General features: G+C 66.9%; 21 protein-coding genes and 2 pseudogenes. 22 read left to right on the top strand and 1 reads right to left on the bottom strand.

Features of this window, described 5'->3' with window-relative positions; genetic code table 11:
• Nucleotides 1–4: 4 nt before the first annotated feature.
• The 22 genes and pseudogenes from VFW04_11375 (at nt 5) to VFW04_11270 (ending at nt 16,061) form a co-directional block, all read left to right on the top strand.
• A pseudogene (locus VFW04_11375) lies at nt 5–355 on the top strand (redoxin domain-containing protein).
• On the top strand, nt 309–1,901 hold the full coding sequence (locus VFW04_11370) for an acetyl-CoA carboxylase biotin carboxylase subunit (GenBank protein HEX5179924.1): 1,593 nt from the start codon (nt 309–311) through the stop codon (nt 1,899–1,901). The pseudogene VFW04_11375 and the gene VFW04_11370 overlap by 47 nt, the downstream one beginning before the upstream one ends.
• Nucleotides 1,901–3,136 (top strand): hypothetical protein, encoded by a 1,236-nt coding sequence (locus VFW04_11365; protein ID HEX5179923.1) that lies wholly within the window; start codon nt 1,901–1,903, stop codon nt 3,134–3,136. Before VFW04_11370 ends, VFW04_11365 begins: the two co-directional genes overlap by 1 nt.
• Entirely contained in the window at nt 3,137–3,637 is a 501-nt protein-coding gene (locus tag VFW04_11360) for a biotin/lipoyl-containing protein (GenBank protein ID HEX5179922.1), read from the top strand. It begins immediately after the preceding gene.
• A gap of 51 nt (nt 3,638–3,688) precedes the next feature.
• Nucleotides 3,689–3,949, top strand: a complete 261-nt coding sequence (locus tag VFW04_11355) for a ribbon-helix-helix protein, CopG family (protein HEX5179921.1) — start codon at nt 3,689–3,691, stop codon at nt 3,947–3,949.
• Between the two features lie 10 nt (nt 3,950–3,959).
• A complete protein-coding gene (locus VFW04_11350) occupies nt 3,960–4,394 on the top strand; it encodes a PIN domain-containing protein (protein HEX5179920.1) in 435 nt (144 codons plus the stop codon).
• A 414-nt stretch (nt 4,395–4,808) separates the two neighbouring features.
• The gene (rplM, locus tag VFW04_11345) at nt 4,809–5,255 is read left to right on the top strand and encodes a 50S ribosomal protein L13 (GenBank protein ID HEX5179919.1); all 447 of its coding nucleotides are present in this window, start codon (nt 4,809–4,811) and stop codon (nt 5,253–5,255) included.
• On the top strand, nt 5,255–5,647 hold the full coding sequence (gene rpsI, locus VFW04_11340; GenBank protein ID HEX5179918.1) for a 30S ribosomal protein S9: 393 nt from the start codon (nt 5,255–5,257) through the stop codon (nt 5,645–5,647). The genes rplM and rpsI overlap by 1 nt, the downstream gene beginning before the upstream one ends.
• Before the next feature lie 133 nt (nt 5,648–5,780).
• A complete protein-coding gene (gene rpsB / locus VFW04_11335; GenBank protein HEX5179917.1) occupies nt 5,781–6,704 on the top strand; it encodes a 30S ribosomal protein S2 in 924 nt (307 codons plus the stop codon).
• Nucleotides 6,705–6,821: 117 nt separating this feature from the next.
• A complete protein-coding gene (gene tsf, locus VFW04_11330; protein ID HEX5179916.1) occupies nt 6,822–7,427 on the top strand; it encodes a translation elongation factor Ts in 606 nt (201 codons plus the stop codon).
• A 6-nt stretch (nt 7,428–7,433) separates the two neighbouring features.
• Nucleotides 7,434–8,153: a UMP kinase gene (gene pyrH, locus VFW04_11325; GenBank protein HEX5179915.1), complete on the top strand. Its 720-nt coding sequence runs from the start codon at nt 7,434–7,436 to the stop codon at nt 8,151–8,153.
• A complete protein-coding gene (gene frr / locus VFW04_11320) occupies nt 8,150–8,704 on the top strand; it encodes a ribosome recycling factor (protein ID HEX5179914.1) in 555 nt (184 codons plus the stop codon). Before pyrH ends, frr begins: the two co-directional genes overlap by 4 nt.
• Before the next feature lie 31 nt (nt 8,705–8,735).
• Nucleotides 8,736–9,479 carry an isoprenyl transferase gene (locus VFW04_11315; GenBank protein HEX5179913.1) on the top strand — a complete coding sequence of 248 codons (744 nt, stop codon included), beginning with the start codon at nt 8,736–8,738 and terminating at the stop codon, nt 9,477–9,479.
• Between the two features lie 6 nt (nt 9,480–9,485).
• Entirely contained in the window at nt 9,486–10,358 is an 873-nt protein-coding gene (locus VFW04_11310) for a phosphatidate cytidylyltransferase (protein HEX5179912.1), read from the top strand.
• Entirely contained in the window at nt 10,355–11,500 is a 1,146-nt protein-coding gene (gene dxr / locus VFW04_11305; GenBank protein ID HEX5179911.1) for a 1-deoxy-D-xylulose-5-phosphate reductoisomerase, read from the top strand. The genes VFW04_11310 and dxr overlap by 4 nt, the downstream gene beginning before the upstream one ends.
• Nucleotides 11,494–12,927 carry an RIP metalloprotease RseP gene (gene rseP / locus VFW04_11300; protein HEX5179910.1) on the top strand — a complete coding sequence of 478 codons (1,434 nt, stop codon included), beginning with the start codon at nt 11,494–11,496 and terminating at the stop codon, nt 12,925–12,927. Before dxr ends, rseP begins: the two co-directional genes overlap by 7 nt.
• 1 nt (nt 12,928) lies before the next feature.
• Nucleotides 12,929–13,312: a hypothetical protein gene (locus VFW04_11295; GenBank protein ID HEX5179909.1), complete on the top strand. Its 384-nt coding sequence runs from the start codon at nt 12,929–12,931 to the stop codon at nt 13,310–13,312.
• A gap of 12 nt (nt 13,313–13,324) precedes the next feature.
• Nucleotides 13,325–13,567, top strand: a complete 243-nt coding sequence (locus VFW04_11290) for a hypothetical protein (protein HEX5179908.1) — start codon at nt 13,325–13,327, stop codon at nt 13,565–13,567.
• The gene (locus tag VFW04_11285) at nt 13,564–14,172 is read left to right on the top strand and encodes a DNA-3-methyladenine glycosylase I (protein ID HEX5179907.1); all 609 of its coding nucleotides are present in this window, start codon (nt 13,564–13,566) and stop codon (nt 14,170–14,172) included. The genes VFW04_11290 and VFW04_11285 overlap by 4 nt, the downstream gene beginning before the upstream one ends.
• Nucleotides 14,173–14,288: 116 nt before the next feature.
• Nucleotides 14,289–14,630, top strand: coding sequence for a hypothetical protein (locus VFW04_11280; protein ID HEX5179906.1), 342 nt, complete (start codon nt 14,289–14,291; stop codon nt 14,628–14,630).
• Between the two features lie 627 nt (nt 14,631–15,257).
• Nucleotides 15,258–15,602 (top strand): transposase, encoded by a 345-nt coding sequence (locus VFW04_11275; protein ID HEX5179905.1) that lies wholly within the window; start codon nt 15,258–15,260, stop codon nt 15,600–15,602.
• 270 nt (nt 15,603–15,872) lie between these two features.
• Nucleotides 15,873–16,061 carry a hypothetical protein gene (locus VFW04_11270; protein HEX5179904.1) on the top strand — a complete coding sequence of 63 codons (189 nt, stop codon included), beginning with the start codon at nt 15,873–15,875 and terminating at the stop codon, nt 16,059–16,061.
• Nucleotides 16,062–16,791: 730 nt separating this feature from the next.
• Here VFW04_11270 and VFW04_11265 read toward each other — a convergent pair.
• Nucleotides 16,792–17,346, bottom strand: a pseudogene (locus VFW04_11265) (hypothetical protein).
• Nucleotides 17,347–17,491: the final 145 nt, after the last annotated feature.

Here is a 17,491-nt window from a genome sequence, read left to right as displayed (position 1 = left end):
CCGCGGGCAGCTCGGGGAGCTGCGCGACCAGATGCCGCGATTCGATGCCCAACGGTTTGCCGTGGCGGTCGTCCTCGCACAGGCGTGCGACAGGATCGCCGGCGCGCTCGCGCGCTTCGGTGTCACCTATCCGTTCCCGCTGTTGGGCGATCCCGACCGGCGCGTGATCAAGCGGTACGGCGTGTGGCATCCGGTGGGCATCGCGTCGTTCAATACCGCGCACCCGGCCTCGTTCCTCATCGACGCCGCCGAGCGGCGCATCCGGTACGCGTTCGTGGGCAGCACGCAGTTCGCGCGGGCGCCGCTCGATGCGCTGGTGGCGGTCGCCGCGGCGCAGTCCGGATCAGCTGCCTAACCGACACCATCCGCCGCCTGTGTTCGACACGATTCTGATCGCCAACCGCGGCGAGATCGCGCTGCGCATCGTGCGGGCGTGCCGCGAGCTCGGCGTCGCCTCGGTGGCCGTGTACTCGGACGCCGATGCCCATGCCCCGCACGTGCTCGAGGCCGATGAGGCCGTGCGGCTCGGGCCGCCGCCGTCGGCGGAGAGCTATCTGCGCGCCGACCTCCTCGTCGCGGCCGCCCAACGCACGGGCGCGCAGGCCATCCACCCCGGATACGGATTCCTGGCCGAGCGCGAGCACTTCGCGCGCGCGGTACGCGATGCGGGGCTCGTGTTCATCGGACCGTCCGCCGAAGCGATCGCGGCGATGGGCAGCAAGACCGAAGCGCGCCGCCTCGCCATCGCCGCCAATGTCCCGGTGGTGCCGGGCACGACCGAGTCGTTGCGCGATGCCCGCGAAGCACGCGAGATCGCGGAGCGGTTCGGGTTCCCGGTGCTGCTCAAGGCCGCGGCGGGCGGAGGGGGGAAGGGCATGCGCGTGGTGCGCGAGGCCGGCGAGCTGGCGTCAGCGCTCGACGCGGCACGCCGCGAAGCGAAGAACGCCTTCGGCGACGACGCGGTGTACGTCGAGAAATACATCGCTGGGCCGCGCCACGTGGAGATCCAGGTGCTGGGCGACGCGCACGGCACCATGCTCTCGTTAGGCGAGCGCGAGTGCTCGGTGCAGCGACGCCATCAGAAGATGCTCGAGGAAGCGCCGAGCGTCGCGGTGACCCCCGAGCTCCGGCGGCGCATGGGTGAGACCGCGGTGCGCGCCGCGCAGGCGGCGGGTTACGTCAACGCCGGCACGTGCGAATTCCTGCTCGACGCCCAGGGCGCGTTCTATTTCCTGGAGATGAACACGCGGCTCCAGGTGGAGCACCCGGTCACCGAGCTCGTCACCGGCATCGACATCGTGCAGTGGCAGATCCGCATCGCGGCCGGCGAGCGCCTGCCGTTCCGGCAAGAGGACATTTCGCCTAACGGATGGGCGATCGAATGCCGGATCACGAGCGAAGATCCGGCCAACGGGTTCCTGCCGGGGACGGGCCGGATCTCGTTCCTGCGGCTGCCGTCCGGACCGGGCGTGCGCTGGGACGGGGGCATCGGCGCGGGCAGCGAAGTCGGCCTCCACTACGATCCGATGCTCGCCAAGCTCATCGTGCACGCGCCGACGCGCGACGCGGCGATTGCCCGGATGCACCGCGCGCTGCTCGAGCTCACGATCCAGGGTGTGGAGACGTCGCGCGACTTTCATCTGCGGGTGATGGAAGACGACGAGTTCCGCCGCGGCGCGATCGACATCCAGTGGTTGGAGCGGCGGCTGGCGTCGCTTACCAACGGCCGGCCGCCGGCCGAGGGCGAGATGGCGGCGATCATCGCCGCCGCGCTGTTGGCCGAGCAGGAGCGGGTGCGCCGCGCGCCATCGGTGCACGCGGGTGCGCCTAACGGAGCGGCAGTCGACGACCGCGCGGCGTGGCGCCTGGCGGCGCGCCGCGAGGGGTTGGTGGAAGGCTGATGCCGGTCGCATCGCTGCGCATCGACTCGATCGCCGCCGGCGGCGATGGCGTTGCGCGCGCCGATGGGATGGTGGTGTTCGTGCCGCGCACCGCGCCCGGCGACGTGGCGCGCGTGTCGTACGAGCCCAAGGGACGGTTTGCGCGCGGGACGCTGATCGCGCTCGAGAGCGGCTCGCCCGATCGCGTCGCACCGGCGTGCGCGCATTACGAGGGCGACCGCTGTGGCGGGTGCCAGTTGCAGCACCTGACCTACGATGCCCAACGCCGCGCCAAAGCCGACATCGTCCGCGACGCGATGGTTCGCATCGCTCGGCGCGCCGACACCGCGCCTCCGGCGGTGCGCCCTGCGCCCTCGCCGTGGCGCTATCGGCGCAAGCTCACGCTCGCGCTCCGCTCGCGCGGGCGACGGTGGACGGCCGGCCTGCACCCCTACGACCAACCGGCCCGCGTGTTCCCGCTCCGCGAGTGCCCGATTACGGAAGATCGCGTGCTCGCGGCGTGGCGCGAGGTGCTGGCGGCGTCCGACGCGCTGCCTAACGCCGCCCAGCTGCGCGGGGCTGTCCGGTTCGACGATGCGGACGCGACGTCGCTGGTGATCGAAGGCGGCGACCGCTGGACCGGCGCCCAGCGTCTGCTCGAGCAGGCGCCGGCACTGGGATCGATCTGGTGGAAGCCCGCCGGCGCGCCGCGCGCGCTGCCCGCGGCGTCGCGCGATGACCGCGCGTCCCCGGCCGCGTCGTTCGCCCAGGTGAACGCGGCGGTGGCCACGGCGCTCCAGGCGTGGGTGGTCGAGCGCGTCGCGTCCTACGACCCGGCGCACGTGATCGATGCGTACGCCGGCACAGGCCTCACGGCGCTCGCGCTCGCATCGGCGGCGCGCCGCGTCACCGCCATCGAGCTCGATGCCGACGCCTCGGCGTGGTGCGCGGCGCGGCTGCCTAACGGATCGCGCGCCGTGGCCGCGGCCGTCGAGGATGCGCTCCCGGCGGCGCTACCCGCCGACGTCGTGATCCTCAACCCGCCGCGCGCGGGCGTCGACGCGCGGGTGACGGCCGCACTCGAGGCAGCGCGCGCGTCCACGCGGGCGATCATGTACGTGAGCTGCGACCCGGCGACGCTCGCCCGCGATGTGGGCCGGCTCGCCGGCTGGCGCGTCGCGTCGCTCGAATCGTTCGACATGTTCCCGCACACCGCGCACGTCGAGACCGTGTGCGAGCTGATCCCGGAGCGCTGAGTGAAATACATCGTCGCCATGGGCGAGACGCGCGTCACCGTGGACGTCGAGCCGGATGCCGTGACGGTCACGGGCCGGCGCATTCCGGCATCGTTAGCCGACATCGAGGGGACGCCGGTCCGCATGGTCACGATCGGCGACCGCGTGCACCGCGTCGTCGTGCGACGCCGCGAATCCAAGGGGCACTACGTCCTCTGGATCGACGGATACACCTACGATGTCGAAGCGCTCGATGAGCGCACGCGCACCATTCGCGACCTGACCGCCGAAGCCACCGGCCCAACGGGGCCGCGGCCGCTCGTCGCGCCAATGCCGGGGCTCATCGTGCGCGTGCTGGTCGGGCCGGGCGACGCGGTGCAGGAGGGGCAGGGGCTCGTCGTGATGGAAGCGATGAAGATGGAGAACGAGCTGCGCTCGAGCGGCGCGGGCCGGGTGACGCGCGTGGCGGTGACGCCCGGCGCGGCAGTCGAAAAGGGCGCGATCCTCATCGAGCTGGAGTGACGGCGGCGACGCGTATTGCCCTTGCAGTTCATTTGCAATACATTGCACTGCATGAGAGACGAACAGTTGACCCTGCGCCTGCCCCACGAGCTGCTCCGCGACATCGACCGTCGTGCGCGAGCCCTCGGCGTGCCCAAGGCCCAGGTCGTTCGCGAAGCGCTTGCGGCCTATCTTGCGGCGCCCGCCGAATCGGACCCGGCGGCTCCATTGCAGGCCGTGTCGGCACTCATTGGCTCGCTGGCCCTCGACCCGCAGTCGATCGAACGCAACGAGATCGCCGCCCGCGTACGCCGCCACAATTGGCGCCCGTAGCCGTCCGCGCGTGAGTCCGGTCGAACGCGATGTGCTGTTGGACACGGGCCCGCTCGTCGCGGTGCTGGACCGTCGCGATCAATGGCACGCCGAGTGCGCGGCCGGGCTGCCCGCCGTCATCCGGCGTTGCCTAACGGTCGAAGCCGTGGTCACCGAGGCCTGCCATCTGGTCGCACGGGGCGGTGGGCCGCCGCATGCGCCGTTGGACTTCCTCCTGGCCGCCGGCATCCCGATCGTCGGCCTCGAGACCGGCGGCCACCGGCGCGCGTCGTCGCTCATGCGGCAATACCGGCGAACGCCCATGGATTTCGCCGACGCCTGCCTCGTCGCGCTCGCCGAGGCGTTGCTGATCACCACGGCCTTCACCACCGACCGCCGCGGATTCCGCGCGTACCGCCCACCACGTGGCCGTCGCTTCGAGTTGCTTCCCCGGGCGCTGAGTTAGAGCGCATCGCGTCCGTGATCATTGAGAGACGGGCCCGCCCCGCCCGCCCGCGTGGTTGGCTTCCTCGCTCTTAAAGACGGATTAGACGGATAACAGCTCGGATTTAACGGATCGCTCGGCTGCGGGAGCGGGTTCGTCTCGCCTGCCGTCAAGCCGCTGCTTGTAAACAAAAAAACTCTGTTGTTATTGACGTCGAGCGATGATTTCTCCCCCGCAGCCGAGCGATCCGTTAAATCCGAGCTGTTATCCGTCTAATCCGTCTTTCAAGAAGCGAGGAAGCCCACCACGCGCGCGAGTCTTTCTCTCACTCGGCCAGACCCGGTTCTTCGGTCCGCTTTACGTTGACAAAGCGTAAGTGCTTGCGTAGCTTACGAGTCTGTATTTCCCAGACTGGCGCACTCAATTCCGACACGCATGAAAACGTACTCCGCAACTCCGTCCGACATCGAGCACCGCTGGTTCGTCGTCGACGCCGACGGACTCGTGCTCGGACGCCTGGCGTCCGAAGTCGCGAAAATCATCCGCGGCAAGCACAAGCCGATGTTCACGCCGCACATGGACACCGGCGACAATGTCATCGTGATCAACGCATCCAAGGTGCGCGTCACCGGCCGCAAAGCCGAGCAGAAACGCTACTTCCGGCACACCGGCTACATGGGCCACGAACGCTATACGCCCTTCGCCGCCATGCTCGCCAAACACCCCGAGCGCGTCGTCGAGAAAGCCGTGTTCGGCATGCTGCCTAAAAATGCGTTGGGCCGCCAGAAGCTCCGGCTCAAGCTGCGCGTGTACCCCGATGCGCAACACCCGCACGCCGCCCAACAGCCGGTCGTGCTCAACCTCAAGAGCGAGACCGAGTGATGGCCGAGGGCACCATTCACACCATCGGACGCCGCAAGGAAAGCGTCTGCCGCGTCTACGTGCAGCCGGGATCGGGCAAGTGGGACGTCAACGGCCGCACGTTGGGCGACTACTTCCCGCGTGCGACCCTCGTGTCGTCCATTCAGCAGGCGTTCACCGCCACCGACACGCTCGGCCGCTTCGATGTGAAGGCCAGCTTGCAGGGCGGCGGACAGAGCGGACAGGCCGGCGCGCTGCGCCTCGCCGTCGCCCGCGCCCTCGTCAAAGTGGATGAAGCGCACCGTCGGAAGCTCCGCGACCTGGGACTCCTCACGCGCGACGCGCGCGCCGTGGAGCGCAAGAAGCCGGGCCGCCCGAAGGCGAGAAAGCGGTTCCAGTTCAGCAAGCGGTAGTTGTTAGGCAACCGGCTGCCCCGTTGGGCGGCCGGTATCTCTCACGCGCCCCGAGTCGGGCACTGGTGCCGGGTCTCCCGGTGGTGCGCTGGCAACGACGGACGCGGTGGACACAACCAAACAGGACAGGGGAATGACACAACCGAATCTCGAGCAGCTCCTCGAAGCCGGTGTCCACTTCGGACACCAAACCCGCCGCTGGAATCCGAAGATGCGCCGTTTCATCTTCGCCGAGCGGAACGGGATCCACATCATCGACCTCCAGAAGACGCTGCGCCAGCTCGAGCTCGCGCAGAAACTCGCCCGCGATGTCATCATGCGCGGCGAGAACGTCCTGTTCGTCTGCACCAAGCGCCAGCTCAAGGCCATCGTGCAGAGCGAGGCCGAGCGCTGCGGCGCGATGTACGTCACCGAACGCTGGTTAGGCGGACTGCTCACCAATTTCCAGACGGTGAAGCGCCAGATCAAGCGCCTCGAAGACCTCGAAGCCGGCACCGAAGAAGGCGGCGCGTTCCAGGACTACACGAAGAAAGAGCAGCTCATGATGTCTCGTGAGCGCGACAAGCTGAACAAATACCTGGCGGGCATCAAGAAAATGAAGCGCCTGCCCGGTCTCATCTTCGTGATCGATTCCAAGAAAGAGCGCATCGCGGTCACCGAAGCGAACAAACTCGGCATTCCGCTCATCGCGATCGTCGATACCAACGCCGATCCCGATCTCATCTCCGTGCCCATCGCCGGCAACGACGACGCAATTCGCTCGGTCGAGCTCATCACCCAGGCCGTCGCCGATTCCATCGCCGAAGCCCGGCGCGAAGCGCCCAAACGCCAGGAGGCAGAAGAGGAGACCGAAGGCGGCATGACCACGTACAGCAGCGATCGCGGATCCGAGCCCGCCGATGAAGGCGAGCGCCGCCGCCGCCGTCGCACGCGTCGTCGCCGGGCCAAGCCTGAGGCAATTGCCGCCCGACTCAAGACTGGCGGCGAGGAAGCACCGGGCGAAGCCGCAGAGGCGCCCGAAGAAGCCGGCGAGAGCGCCGAGGAGCAACCCGAGTGACGAGCCGGCCACTCGGCCAACGCTGTCGATAGACGGCGTGATAGAATTCATACGCCGCCGGCCCGGTGCCGGCGGCGTTTTTACGACAGCGAATCACTTGCTCGAAGGAACTGACTCATGACCACGACTTCATTCACGGCCAAGGACGTCCAGGAGCTCCGCCAGCGCACCGGTGCGGGCATGATGGATTGCAAGAAAGCCCTCGAGGAAAACGCCGGCAACATGGACAAGGCCGCCGAATTCTTGCGCGCCAAGGGCATCGCAAAAGCCGAAAAGCGCGCCGGACGCGCCGCGACGGAAGGACAGATCGGCAGCTACATCCACCACAACGGCAAGGTCGGCGTACTCGTCGAAGTGAATTGCGAGACCGACTTCGTCGCGCGAAATCCTGAGTTTAAGGAGCTCGTGAAAGAGATCGCGCTGCACATCGCCAGTGCCGCACCGGTCTCTGTGGACAAGAGCGGTGTTCCGGCCCAAGCGATCGAGAAAGAGCGACGGATCTACGAGCAGCAGGTGCGCGAGAGCGGCAAGCCCGAGCACTTGATCGGCAAGATCGTGGATGGCAAGGTCGAGGCGTACTACAAGCAGGTCGTTCTCATGTCGCAGGAGTGGATCCGCGATCCGAAGAAGACGATCGGCGATCTCGTGAAGGAGGTGTCGGCGAAGATGGGCGAAAACATCGTCGTGCGCCGCTTTGCGCGCTTCCAGATGGGCCAGGAGTAGCACGCGGTGACGACCGCGAAACCGTGCTACTCCAAAATCCTGCTCAAGCTCTCCGGTGAAGCACTCGCCGGAGAGCGGGGCATCGGATTCGATTTCGATGTGCTCGACCGGTTGGCGGACGAAGTCAAAGCCGTCGTTGCCATGGGCGTGAACGTCGGACTCGTGATCGGCGGCGGCAACATCGTCCGCGGGGCGCAGCTCTCGAAGATGGGTATGGATCGGGTCGGCGCCGACTACATGGGTATGCTCGGCACCGTGATCAACGCGCTCGCGATGCAGGATGTGCTCGAGAAGAAAAGCGTGGTGACGCGCGTGATGACGGCGATTCGCATGGAAGAAGTTGCCGAGCCGTACATCCGTCGGCGCGCGCTGCGCCACTTCGAGAAGGGCAGGACCGTCATCTTTGCGGGCGGCACGGGCAACCCGTATTTTTCCACTGACACCGCCGCGGCGCTGCGCGCCATTCAGATGAAGGCCGACGTCATCATCAAAGCAACGAGCGTCGATGGCATCTACACGGCCGATCCGAAGAAGGACCGCGCAGCGACGCTGTACGAGAAGCTGAGTTATCGCGATGTCATCGTCCAGAATCTGGGCGTGATGGATCAGACCGCGATCACGCTGTGCTCGGAGAACCATCTGCCGCTCATCGTGCTCAACATTCAACGCCGGGGCGCCGTCGCGGATGCAGTGTGCGGCGCGCGCGTCGGGACCATCGTCCAATGAGCTCCATTGCGCAAATTCTGAAAGACACGCGCGCGGGCATGGACAAGGTGCTCGAGAACTCGAAGCGCGAGTTCGGGTCCATCCGCAGCGGCAAGGCGACCGTGTCGTTGCTCGACACCGTGCGCGTGGAAGCGTACGGACAACAGATGCCGATCACGCAGGTGGCCAACGTGTCGGCGCCCGAACCACGGTTGCTCACGGTGACACCGTGGGACAAAGGTCTGACGTCGGCCATCGAGAAGGCGATCAGAGACTCGGACCTCGGCTTGAATCCGGCGACGCAGACCGGCGTGATTCGCGTGCCGTTGCCGGCGCTCAACGAGGAGCGGCGCAAGGAGCTGGTGAAGGTCGTGCACAAGCTCGCCGAAGAAGGGCGCATCGCAATCCGGCACGCGCGCACGCACGCACGCGAGCAGACGAAGAAGCTCGACGGCGTGTCGGAGGACGACAAGAAGCACGCGGACAAGGATCTCCAGAAGCTGCACGACGATCACATGGCGAAGCTGGAAGAACTGCTCAAGGTGAAAGAAGCCGAGATCATGGAGGTCTGACGGCCGTGGCATCGCTGGGCGCGCGGGCGCAATGAAAGCGGACGATCTGCTGGCGCAGATCCGCGTGAACGGCCAGGTGCCGCGGCACGTCGCGATCATCATGGACGGCAACGGGCGGTGGGCGCGCGAGCGCAACCTGCCGCGTCCGTTAGGCCACAGGTCGGGGATGAAATCGGTGCGGGCGGTGGTCGAGGGCTCGCTGGCGGCGGGCGTCGAGGTGCTGTCGCTGTTCGCGTTCTCGCAGGAGAACTGGCAGCGCCCGCCGGCCGAGATCAAGGCGCTGATGTCGCTGCTCCAGGAATACATCGCCCGCGAAGCCCGGGAACTGAACGAGCAGGGCGTGCGCGTCCGCGTGTTGGGCGACCTCTCCCGCCTAACGCCGAGCGCGGCCAGCGCCGCCGAACAACTCGTGGCGTTGACGGCGGAGAACTCGCGCCTCACGCTCAATCTCTTCATCTCGTACGGCAGCCGGGCCGAGCTCGTGCGCGCCGCCAAGCTCATTGCACGCGACGTGCGCGACGGACGGCTCGACCTCGAGGCGGTGGACGAAGAGGCGCTGCGCAGCCGCCTGTACACGAGCGACTGTCCGGATCCCGACCTGCTCATCCGCACGTCGGGCGAACAGCGGATTTCGAACTTTCTCCTGTGGCAGTGCGCGTACGCGGAGCTGTACATGTCGCCGGTGTTGTGGCCTGACTTCTCGCGGCGCCACCTGTACGAAGCGATCATGGCGTACCAGAACCGGGACCGGCGATTCGGCCGCGTCACGGCCTGACAGAACGTGGCGGTCTCGAATCTGACGGCCCGCGTGGTGTTCGCGGTCGTCGCCATCCCCGTGGTGCTCGCGATCATCTGGGCCGGCGGATTCGTGCTCGCATCGCTCCTCGCCGTGGCCGGCGCCCTGGCCACCGCCGAGTACTATCAGGTGGCGCGCGCCGGGTCGTACGAACCGATGGAGGTGGTGGGTGTTCCGCTCGCGTTCATGCTGCCCATCGGCGTGTTCGGCTACCACGTCGGGCGGTTCACGCCTCCCGTGCTCACGTTAGGCGCGGTGATCACGCTGGCGGTGTTCGCGCTCGCGATCTTCGCGCGCGGACCGGGCGGCCGGCCCATCGGGGCGGCGGCCGTCACCATGTTCGGCCTCGTGTACGGCGCGGGCTTTCTGAGCTTCGCCTACGGGCTGCGCTATCACAACTACGCGGTGGGCCGCGAGGCCGGCGCGGTGCTGCTCGTCTATCCGCTCGTGCTCACCTGGATCTCGGACACGGCGGGGTTCGTCGTCGGGCGGTCGATGGGACGGCACAAGTTGATTGCATCGGTGAGCCCGGGCAAAACCGTGGAAGGCGCGCTCGGCGCCTTGGTGGTGTGCGCGGTGGCGAGCTGGGCGTACGCGAAATGGGCGCTGCCTAACGGCGCCCTGCTCGCCATGCGGCCATCGATCGCGGTTCTGTTCGGCATCGTGATCAGCGTGGCCGTCCACTTGGGCGACCTCGCCGAGTCGCTCATCAAACGGGAAGCGGGCATGAAGGACAGCTCGCACCTGATCCCCGGCCACGGCGGCGTGTTGGATCGGATCGACGGCCTGCTCTTCGCGCTGCCCGTCGCGTACCTTGTGTTCACGTTTCCGCACGTGCTGCTCCCCGCCATCCAATGACTGCCGCAGCCGGTCCGCTCGGCGTCGCCATTTTGGGGTCGACCGGTTCCATCGGGACGACGGCGCTGCGTGTGCTGCAGCGTCATCCCGAGCGGTTTCGCGTGCGCGCCCTGACGGCCTTCCGCAATGCCGCGCTGCTGCGTGAGCAGGTCGCGTTGTTCGGGCCGACGTTCGTCGGGCTGGTCTGCAACGGTGTGGATCCCGAGAGCGAGTGGGCGTGCGGCGCCGACTGCCTGGTGACGGCCGCGCAGCGGAGCGACGTCGACATCGTGATCAACGCGGTGGTCGGCGCGGCCGGCCTGGATGCGACATTGGCCGCGGTGAGCGCAGGCAAGCGCGTGGCGCTGGCCAACAAAGAAACCCTGGTCATGGCCGGCTCGTTAGTGCAGGAGGCCTGCCGCCGGGGCGGCGGCGAGGTGGTGCCGGTGGACAGCGAGCACAGCGCGATCTTGCAGTGCTTGGCAGGTCGGGACGCAGGCGACGTTCGCCGTCTCATCATTACGGCATCGGGCGGTCCGTTCCGCGCGTGGCCCGGTGAACGGGTGGCGCGGGCGACGGTGGCCGATGCGCTGCAGCATCCAACCTGGCGGATGGGTCGCAAGATCACGATCGACAGCGCGACGTTGGCGAACAAGGCGCTCGAGGTGATCGAGGCACACTTCCTGTTCGGGCTCGAGTACGATCAGATCGAGGTGGTCGTGCATCCACAGAGCGTCGTGCATTCGTTCGTCGAGTTCGTCGATGGCAGCGTGCTGGCGCAGGTCGGCGTGCCGAGCATGGAGCTGCCGGTGCTGTACGCGCTCACGCATCCCGCGCGCCTAACGGACACGGGCGTGCCGCCGTTCGACCCGGTGGAGCTGTCGCCGTTGACGTTCGAGCGCGTGCGGGCGGCGGACTTTCCGGCGTTGCAGTTAGGCCTGGCGGCGGGCCGCCGCGACGGCGCCGCGCCGGCCGTGTTCAACGCCGCCAACGAGCAGGCGGTGGCGTTGTTCCTGGACGGCCGCATCGCCTTCGGCGACGTGCCGCGCGCCATCGCCTCGGCGCTCGACGCGTTGGGCGGAGCGGCCGGCGACACGCGCGACGCCCTCGTCGCCGCCGACCTCGCGGCGCGCACGCACGTGCGGGAGATGTTCCCGTGCTGAGCGGCATCCTGCCCTGGCTCGCGATCATCTTCGTCTTCGGCGTCGTGATCTTCGTGCACGAGCTGGGGCATTTCCTGGCCGCCAAGGCGACCGGCGTGTACGCGCCGCGCTTCTCGATCGGGTTCGGACCGGCGATCTGGAGCCGCAAGTGGGGCGAGACGGAATACGTGCTCGCGTCGGTACCGTTAGGCGGCTACGTGCGGATGGCGTCGCGGGACGACTCGTCGATGGCGATTCTCGAGGGCGGGACGGAGCACCCGGCGCCCGAGAGTCCGACGGAGGGCGAGGCGCTGCCGCGCTGGTACGACCCGGAGGCGATGGCGCCGTTCGGTCCCAAGCCGATTCCCGAGAACCGGCTGTTCGAGTCGAAGACGCTCCCGGCGCGTCTCGTCATCATGCTCGCCGGCGTGACGATGAACATGCTGCTGGCGTTTGTGATCTACTGCGCCATGGCGTACAGCGAGGGCATTCCTCTGCTACGGACGCACGTGATTGGTGACGTGCGCGAGGTGGCATCGGCACCGTCGCTCTCCCAGCTGCATGCCGGCGACACGGTGCGTGCGATCGATGGACGGACCGTGTCATCCTGGAACGACATCGATCGGCGCTTCGACTCGGCCACGGGGCCGACGGTTACGCTCACCACCAATCGCGGCACGGTTTCGATTCCGGTCGGCGCGCCGAACAGCGCGACACGCGATTCGGTGGCGTCAGCCATCGTGCCCTATCTGGCGCCGGTGATCGGGAAGGTCGTGGGCGGCATGCCCGCGGCGCGCGGCGGGCTCGCGGCCGGCGACAGCGTGGTCACCGTGGCGGGCGATACGGTGCACACGTGGTACGAGATGACGTCGCACGTGCAGCAGTCGCCGGGGAAGAAAGTCGAGTTCGTTGTGATCCGGCAGGGCGCGAGGAAGACGATCACGGTGCGACCGGACTCGGTGCCCGCGGAGGATGGCGGTCCGCCGACCGGGATCATCGGTGCCTACCAGCGGTCGGACATCGAGCATCTGCCGATTTCCGTTGGGCAGGCGCTCGGCTCCGGTTGGCAAGAGACGTGGGGCATCGCCGGCTCGGTGGTCACGGCGCTGCGGCGGCTGCTCAACGGGACGTTGTCGGTGCGCTCGCTCAGCGGACCGGTGGAGATCGGGCACGCGAGCTACGTCGCTGCACAGGCCGGTTGGGCGATGGTGCTCCGGCTGATCGCGATCATCAGCATCAACCTCGCGGTGTTCAATCTCTTGCCGGTGCCGATCCTGGACGGGGGCCAGATTCTCGTGAACGTAGCCGAAGCGGTGAAGGGGAGTGCGCTGAGTCTGCGGACGCGCGAATATCTCATGCGGTTCGGGTTGGCGGTGATCGCGCTCCTGTTCGTGATCGTCATGTACAACGACATCACGCGGCTGGTGAAAAATCTCCTCGGCCTCTAGGATGCGGGCGCTGACCATCGCGCTTCTCGCCGCTGCGTTAGGCATCGCCCGGCCCGCCCAGGCGCAGCGCGGCGCGTATCGCTTCGAGATCGTGACCGCCACCGACAGCACCATCACGATCCCGACCGACAGCGCCGGCTGGGTGAAGCGCGGCACGCGCGGCATTGCCGTCGACCCGCGGGACCACGATTCGATGGTGGCCCGATTCCAGGTGGTGCGCGTGGACAGCGGCGAGGCTACGGCGCTCATCACCGGGCAGACGACGCGCGTGACCACCGACCACGTGGCACTCATCGAGCGGCCGGTGGTGCCCTGGTACAAGCAGGGTGTGTTCTGGATCGGCGCCGCGCTCGGCGGACTGATCGGCGTGGTCGCGACACGATGACGCGGCGGCGCGATGCCTGTTGAGCCGCGCGGCGACCCGCATCCGACAGCGCACGCGCTGCGCGTGTTCGGCGGTGCGTTAGGCATGGTGCTCATCGTCGCCGGCATCTGCATCCTGGTCGCACAGATCGGCGGCGGGACCTGTACGCGCTGTCGCATGACCGCCATCATCGCGGCCGCGGCCGTGATCGTGGGCGGTTTCCTGGTGCGCTCGGCCTGGCGCGCCATGCGTGCCGGCCCCCGCAACGCGCCATGACCGAGCGGACGCGATGCGCGTGGGCCGCCACGCCGTTAGGCATCGCGTATCACGACGCCGAATGGGGCGTGCCGGTGCACGAGGACCGGACGTTGCTCGAGTTCCTGGTGCTCGAGGGTGCGCAGGCCGGGTTGAGCTGGGAGACCATCCTGCGCAAGCGGGACCGGTATCGCGAGGCGTTCGAGGGCTTCGAGGCTGAGCGTGTGGCGCGGTTCACGCCGGCCAGGCAGCGCCGGTTGCTCGAGGATCCCGGTCTCGTGCGCAATCGACTCAAGATCGAGAGCGCGGTGCGCAACGCGCGGGCGATGTTGGCCGTGCAGAACGAGGCCGGCAGTTTCGACGCGTACGTGTGGGGCGTCGTCGAAGGTGCGCCGATCGTTGGGCAGTGGCGCCGGCAGAACGAGGTGCCGCCGCGCACCGCCATGTCCGACGCCTTGAGCGCCGATCTCAAGCGCCGCGGCTTCAACTTCGTCGGCACGACGATCTGCTACTCGTTCATGCAGGCCGTTGGGTTGGTGAACGACCATCTGGTCGGGTGCTTCCGGCGCAGCGAGGTCGGCGGCGAGGCGACGGCCGGCGGCCGGCGGTTGCGGACTCGCGCGTGAGGCGTTAGGAGGGAGCGGGCGGATGCGATGACGGACCGATGCAGCGCAGGTTTCCTCTTCCGAGTGCACGTCTCGTGAAAACGCTCTGGTGTTGGCGGTGTCGGCGCGACCTCCCGATGCTGGACGATGATGAGTGGGCCGTGCTGGTCGAGTCGCATCGGTCGGGCGGCGGTGAGGCGAACCGGATGGCCGTAATCGAGCGTGAGCGCGTGCGGCGCGGGCTGCCGGCGCCGCTGCCGTTGCGCGCCGATGCGACGCCTGCCCAACGGAAGCTCCGGCATCTCGCGGTGGGCTACGAGATGTTCACGGGCGTGGCGGAGTCCGACCCGAACCTCGTGTGGCATCACGTGGTGTCGCAATACGGTGCGCCGTGTGTGAAGTGCGGAAAGGCGCTGCGGCACGTGGGGGCGGACCAATGCCGGGAGTGCGGGGCGGTGCAGTCGTCGGCCCAGAGTTAGGCATCGGTACGCGGGGCAGCCCGGTTCACTCTGCGGCGGGCGCTGCGGGGTTATCTTTCGCCATGTATCGTCGACTGACGGCGGCGGGGCCCCTGTCTCCGTGTGGGCGACGGATCAATCGTTCAGCCAATGCTTGGGCTTCGCATCTTTCATAAGTCGATGTGGACGATCGACTGCGACGCATGCCGCGCTCGTTTCGAGCCCGGCGCGGGCGGCGTGTGCGCGCGGTGTCAGCGCATCCTGTGCCCCGAACATCTTCATGGATCGTGGTTGCGGCGGATGGCGGTGGATTTGGGAGCGGCCGCGATGTGCGTGGACTGTCGGGCGGGGAAACCGCCTGCGTCTTTAGCCAAGCGCGACGCGAATCCCGAGGCGGCCGAGCGGCGGGGCGATCGGTAGCGGCATTCGCCGATTGGAAACGTCCGTCGCCGTAGAGCCAAACATACACCGAACTACTATTGTATAGTTGAGGTTGCCAGGTAGGGCCAGGCCGCGCTGCGCAGACGCCTCGGAACTCGCCTAACCGCAGTAGTTAGGCGAGTTATCTGTTCCATTGTCACGTCCGGCCTCAGCTGAAATGTGACTCCGACCGGCCCCACACCATGCACTGCGACCACGGAGGAGTCGGTGAGTCGAGAGCCTGGAGAGAATGGAGCGCGTCGCCGGTCGTTCACGCCGGAGGAGAAGGCGACGATCCTGCGCCGCGATCTGGTGGACAAGATCCCGGTGTCGGACCTCTGCGACGAGTACCGCATCCAGCCCACGCTGTTCTATCTCTGGCAGCGCCAGGCGCTCGAGCACCTGAGCGCGGCGCTCCAGGATGGCCGGACGCGGCGGGGCGAGGCGCAGACGGCGGCCGGGGAGCGCGCGCGGATCGCCGCGCTCGAGGCCAAGCTCGCGAAGAAGGACGCCGTCATCGCCGAGGTGTCGGAAGAGTATCTCGCGTTGAAAAAAAAACTTGGGGAGAGCTGAGACAGCGATGGGTGCCTCCCGATCTCCGCGATACGCCCGTCGACTTCCTGCGCCAGTTCAGCGCCCGAACCGAGTCTCTCACGCGGTGGTCCTCGGGCAGTTAGGCATTCGGCCCACGCAGTTCTATCGCTGGGCGGAGCGCTACGGCCGCGTGAACACACGCACAACGGGCAGACGCCGCGCAATCACTGGCTCACGCCGGCGGAGCGCCAGGCGATTCTCGTCTACCACGACACGCACGCGCCGGAAGGCTATCGCCGCCTGACGTTCATGATGCTCGATGCCGATGTGGTGGCAGTGAGCCCGGCGACCGTGTATCGCGTGCTGCGCGCGGCGGGCGTGCTCGATCGCTGGAACCACCGACCCTCGCGCAAGGGCACGGGCTTCGTGCAGCCACTCCGCACGCACGAGCAGTGGCACGTGGACATCACCTACGTGAATCTCGCCGGACGTCGGTAGGCCGTGAGATAGTCCCGCGCACACTTGATGCTTCGCTCGGCATATCGTTGAAATGGTTCCGAAGCTTCTCGATCGCAGTTTCCCGCGTAGGCCTTCGAGAAACAGCTCGCACCAAAATTCACTCGATCGGATCTGCGCTAAGCATTGACGCATGCTGCAACGCGGCGACTGCAGTTAGTCTGATCCCTCAAGAAGATCAGCGGCTTCGAGGAAACGCAGGGAGTCCGGACCTAGACTGTAACCCTCGCGCCGAGAGTGTCTGATTCTCATTGCGACGCACCGTGCCAGGTCAGAAAAGACCGAGAAGTCACCGGAAAGGACGTCCTGCCCGTTCTCGCTGAGGAAAAATGCATAGCCACGTAGTGCTGCCTGGAGCGCTTCGTCACCTAAAGGCGCTTTGGAAGAAACAGCGCACCGCGGCGCCCGCAGCTGAATTAGGTCATCTACGTCAAAGCCGTTGATGGGATCGCGCATCCTGTCGTCAAGGTCGCGACTGGGAATCCCTGAGTCGTGAAGGCGGAGAAGGGAAACAAAAAGCCCTTCGCGCGGCTCCAAGCGAAACCTCAACGCTGTGGTCATGTTCCCCATAACGACTTCCGATCCAAAGCGATCAGAGTCCTCTCTCAAGAGCCGAAGCGCATGAGCTGCAGTGACAGGTGCAAACGATTTTTCAACGGTAGATCGAAAGTCGATGCTCATTGTGGGATATTTGGTCCGAGTACACATACCGCTACGGTTCAGAAGGCGGTTGAGGATCCTTGGTCACCGGATAGTTGTTGCGTTGCAGGGTGCGCGTTTCCATCTGGTAGGCGTCGCTGCGCTTTGTGCGCGACGCATCCTCGCCGATGTCCACGACCTTCTTCCCCGCCTTCATCGCTCTCTCAATCCAGCGCCTGTTGTTCGCCATCCAGTTTTCGGCACGCTTCCCCACCGCGTTATAATACTTGGCTCCGATCTTTTCGGCATATGGTATAACGCGGTCTTTCATGTTCTCACCGATTACTACGGTGCCCTCTTCTACTGCAGTGACCGCAGCCTTACCCTCTTCTACCTCTTCGCCTCCAGATAACAGAGCGATAGGATCGCCGAATCCAGCATCGTCGACTACTCCCTGAGCGCTCCTGACCCACCTTTCATGCGCATCGGCTTCCTCGACCCCCCCATTTGACTGCGTACAGTTGCCCCGGACCAGACAACTGAGTCCAAACGGGTCGCTAAAGTTGACAGGATCGCCGCTGGCAAAGCCGTACGTATTCATCCCGCCCGCGAGTCCTAACGGGTCTTCCTGCGTGAACTGACTCCTTCCGTTGCCTCCGTCTGATCGATGGGTGGGAAGTGACCGTGGCGTCGTCGGTTAGGCGGTTAGGCGGTCGGGGTTTCCATCATAGTTCGGGCGTCGAGGCCCAGCGGTGCACTTTGGGACCTCGACA

It is taken from the genome of Gemmatimonadaceae bacterium (genome assembly GCA_036273715.1).
In the GTDB taxonomy this organism is placed as follows: domain Bacteria; phylum Gemmatimonadota; class Gemmatimonadetes; order Gemmatimonadales; family Gemmatimonadaceae; genus JADGGM01.
The sequence above is the reverse complement of the archived record's forward strand: the minus strand, read 5'-3'. Positions and strand labels throughout refer to the sequence as shown.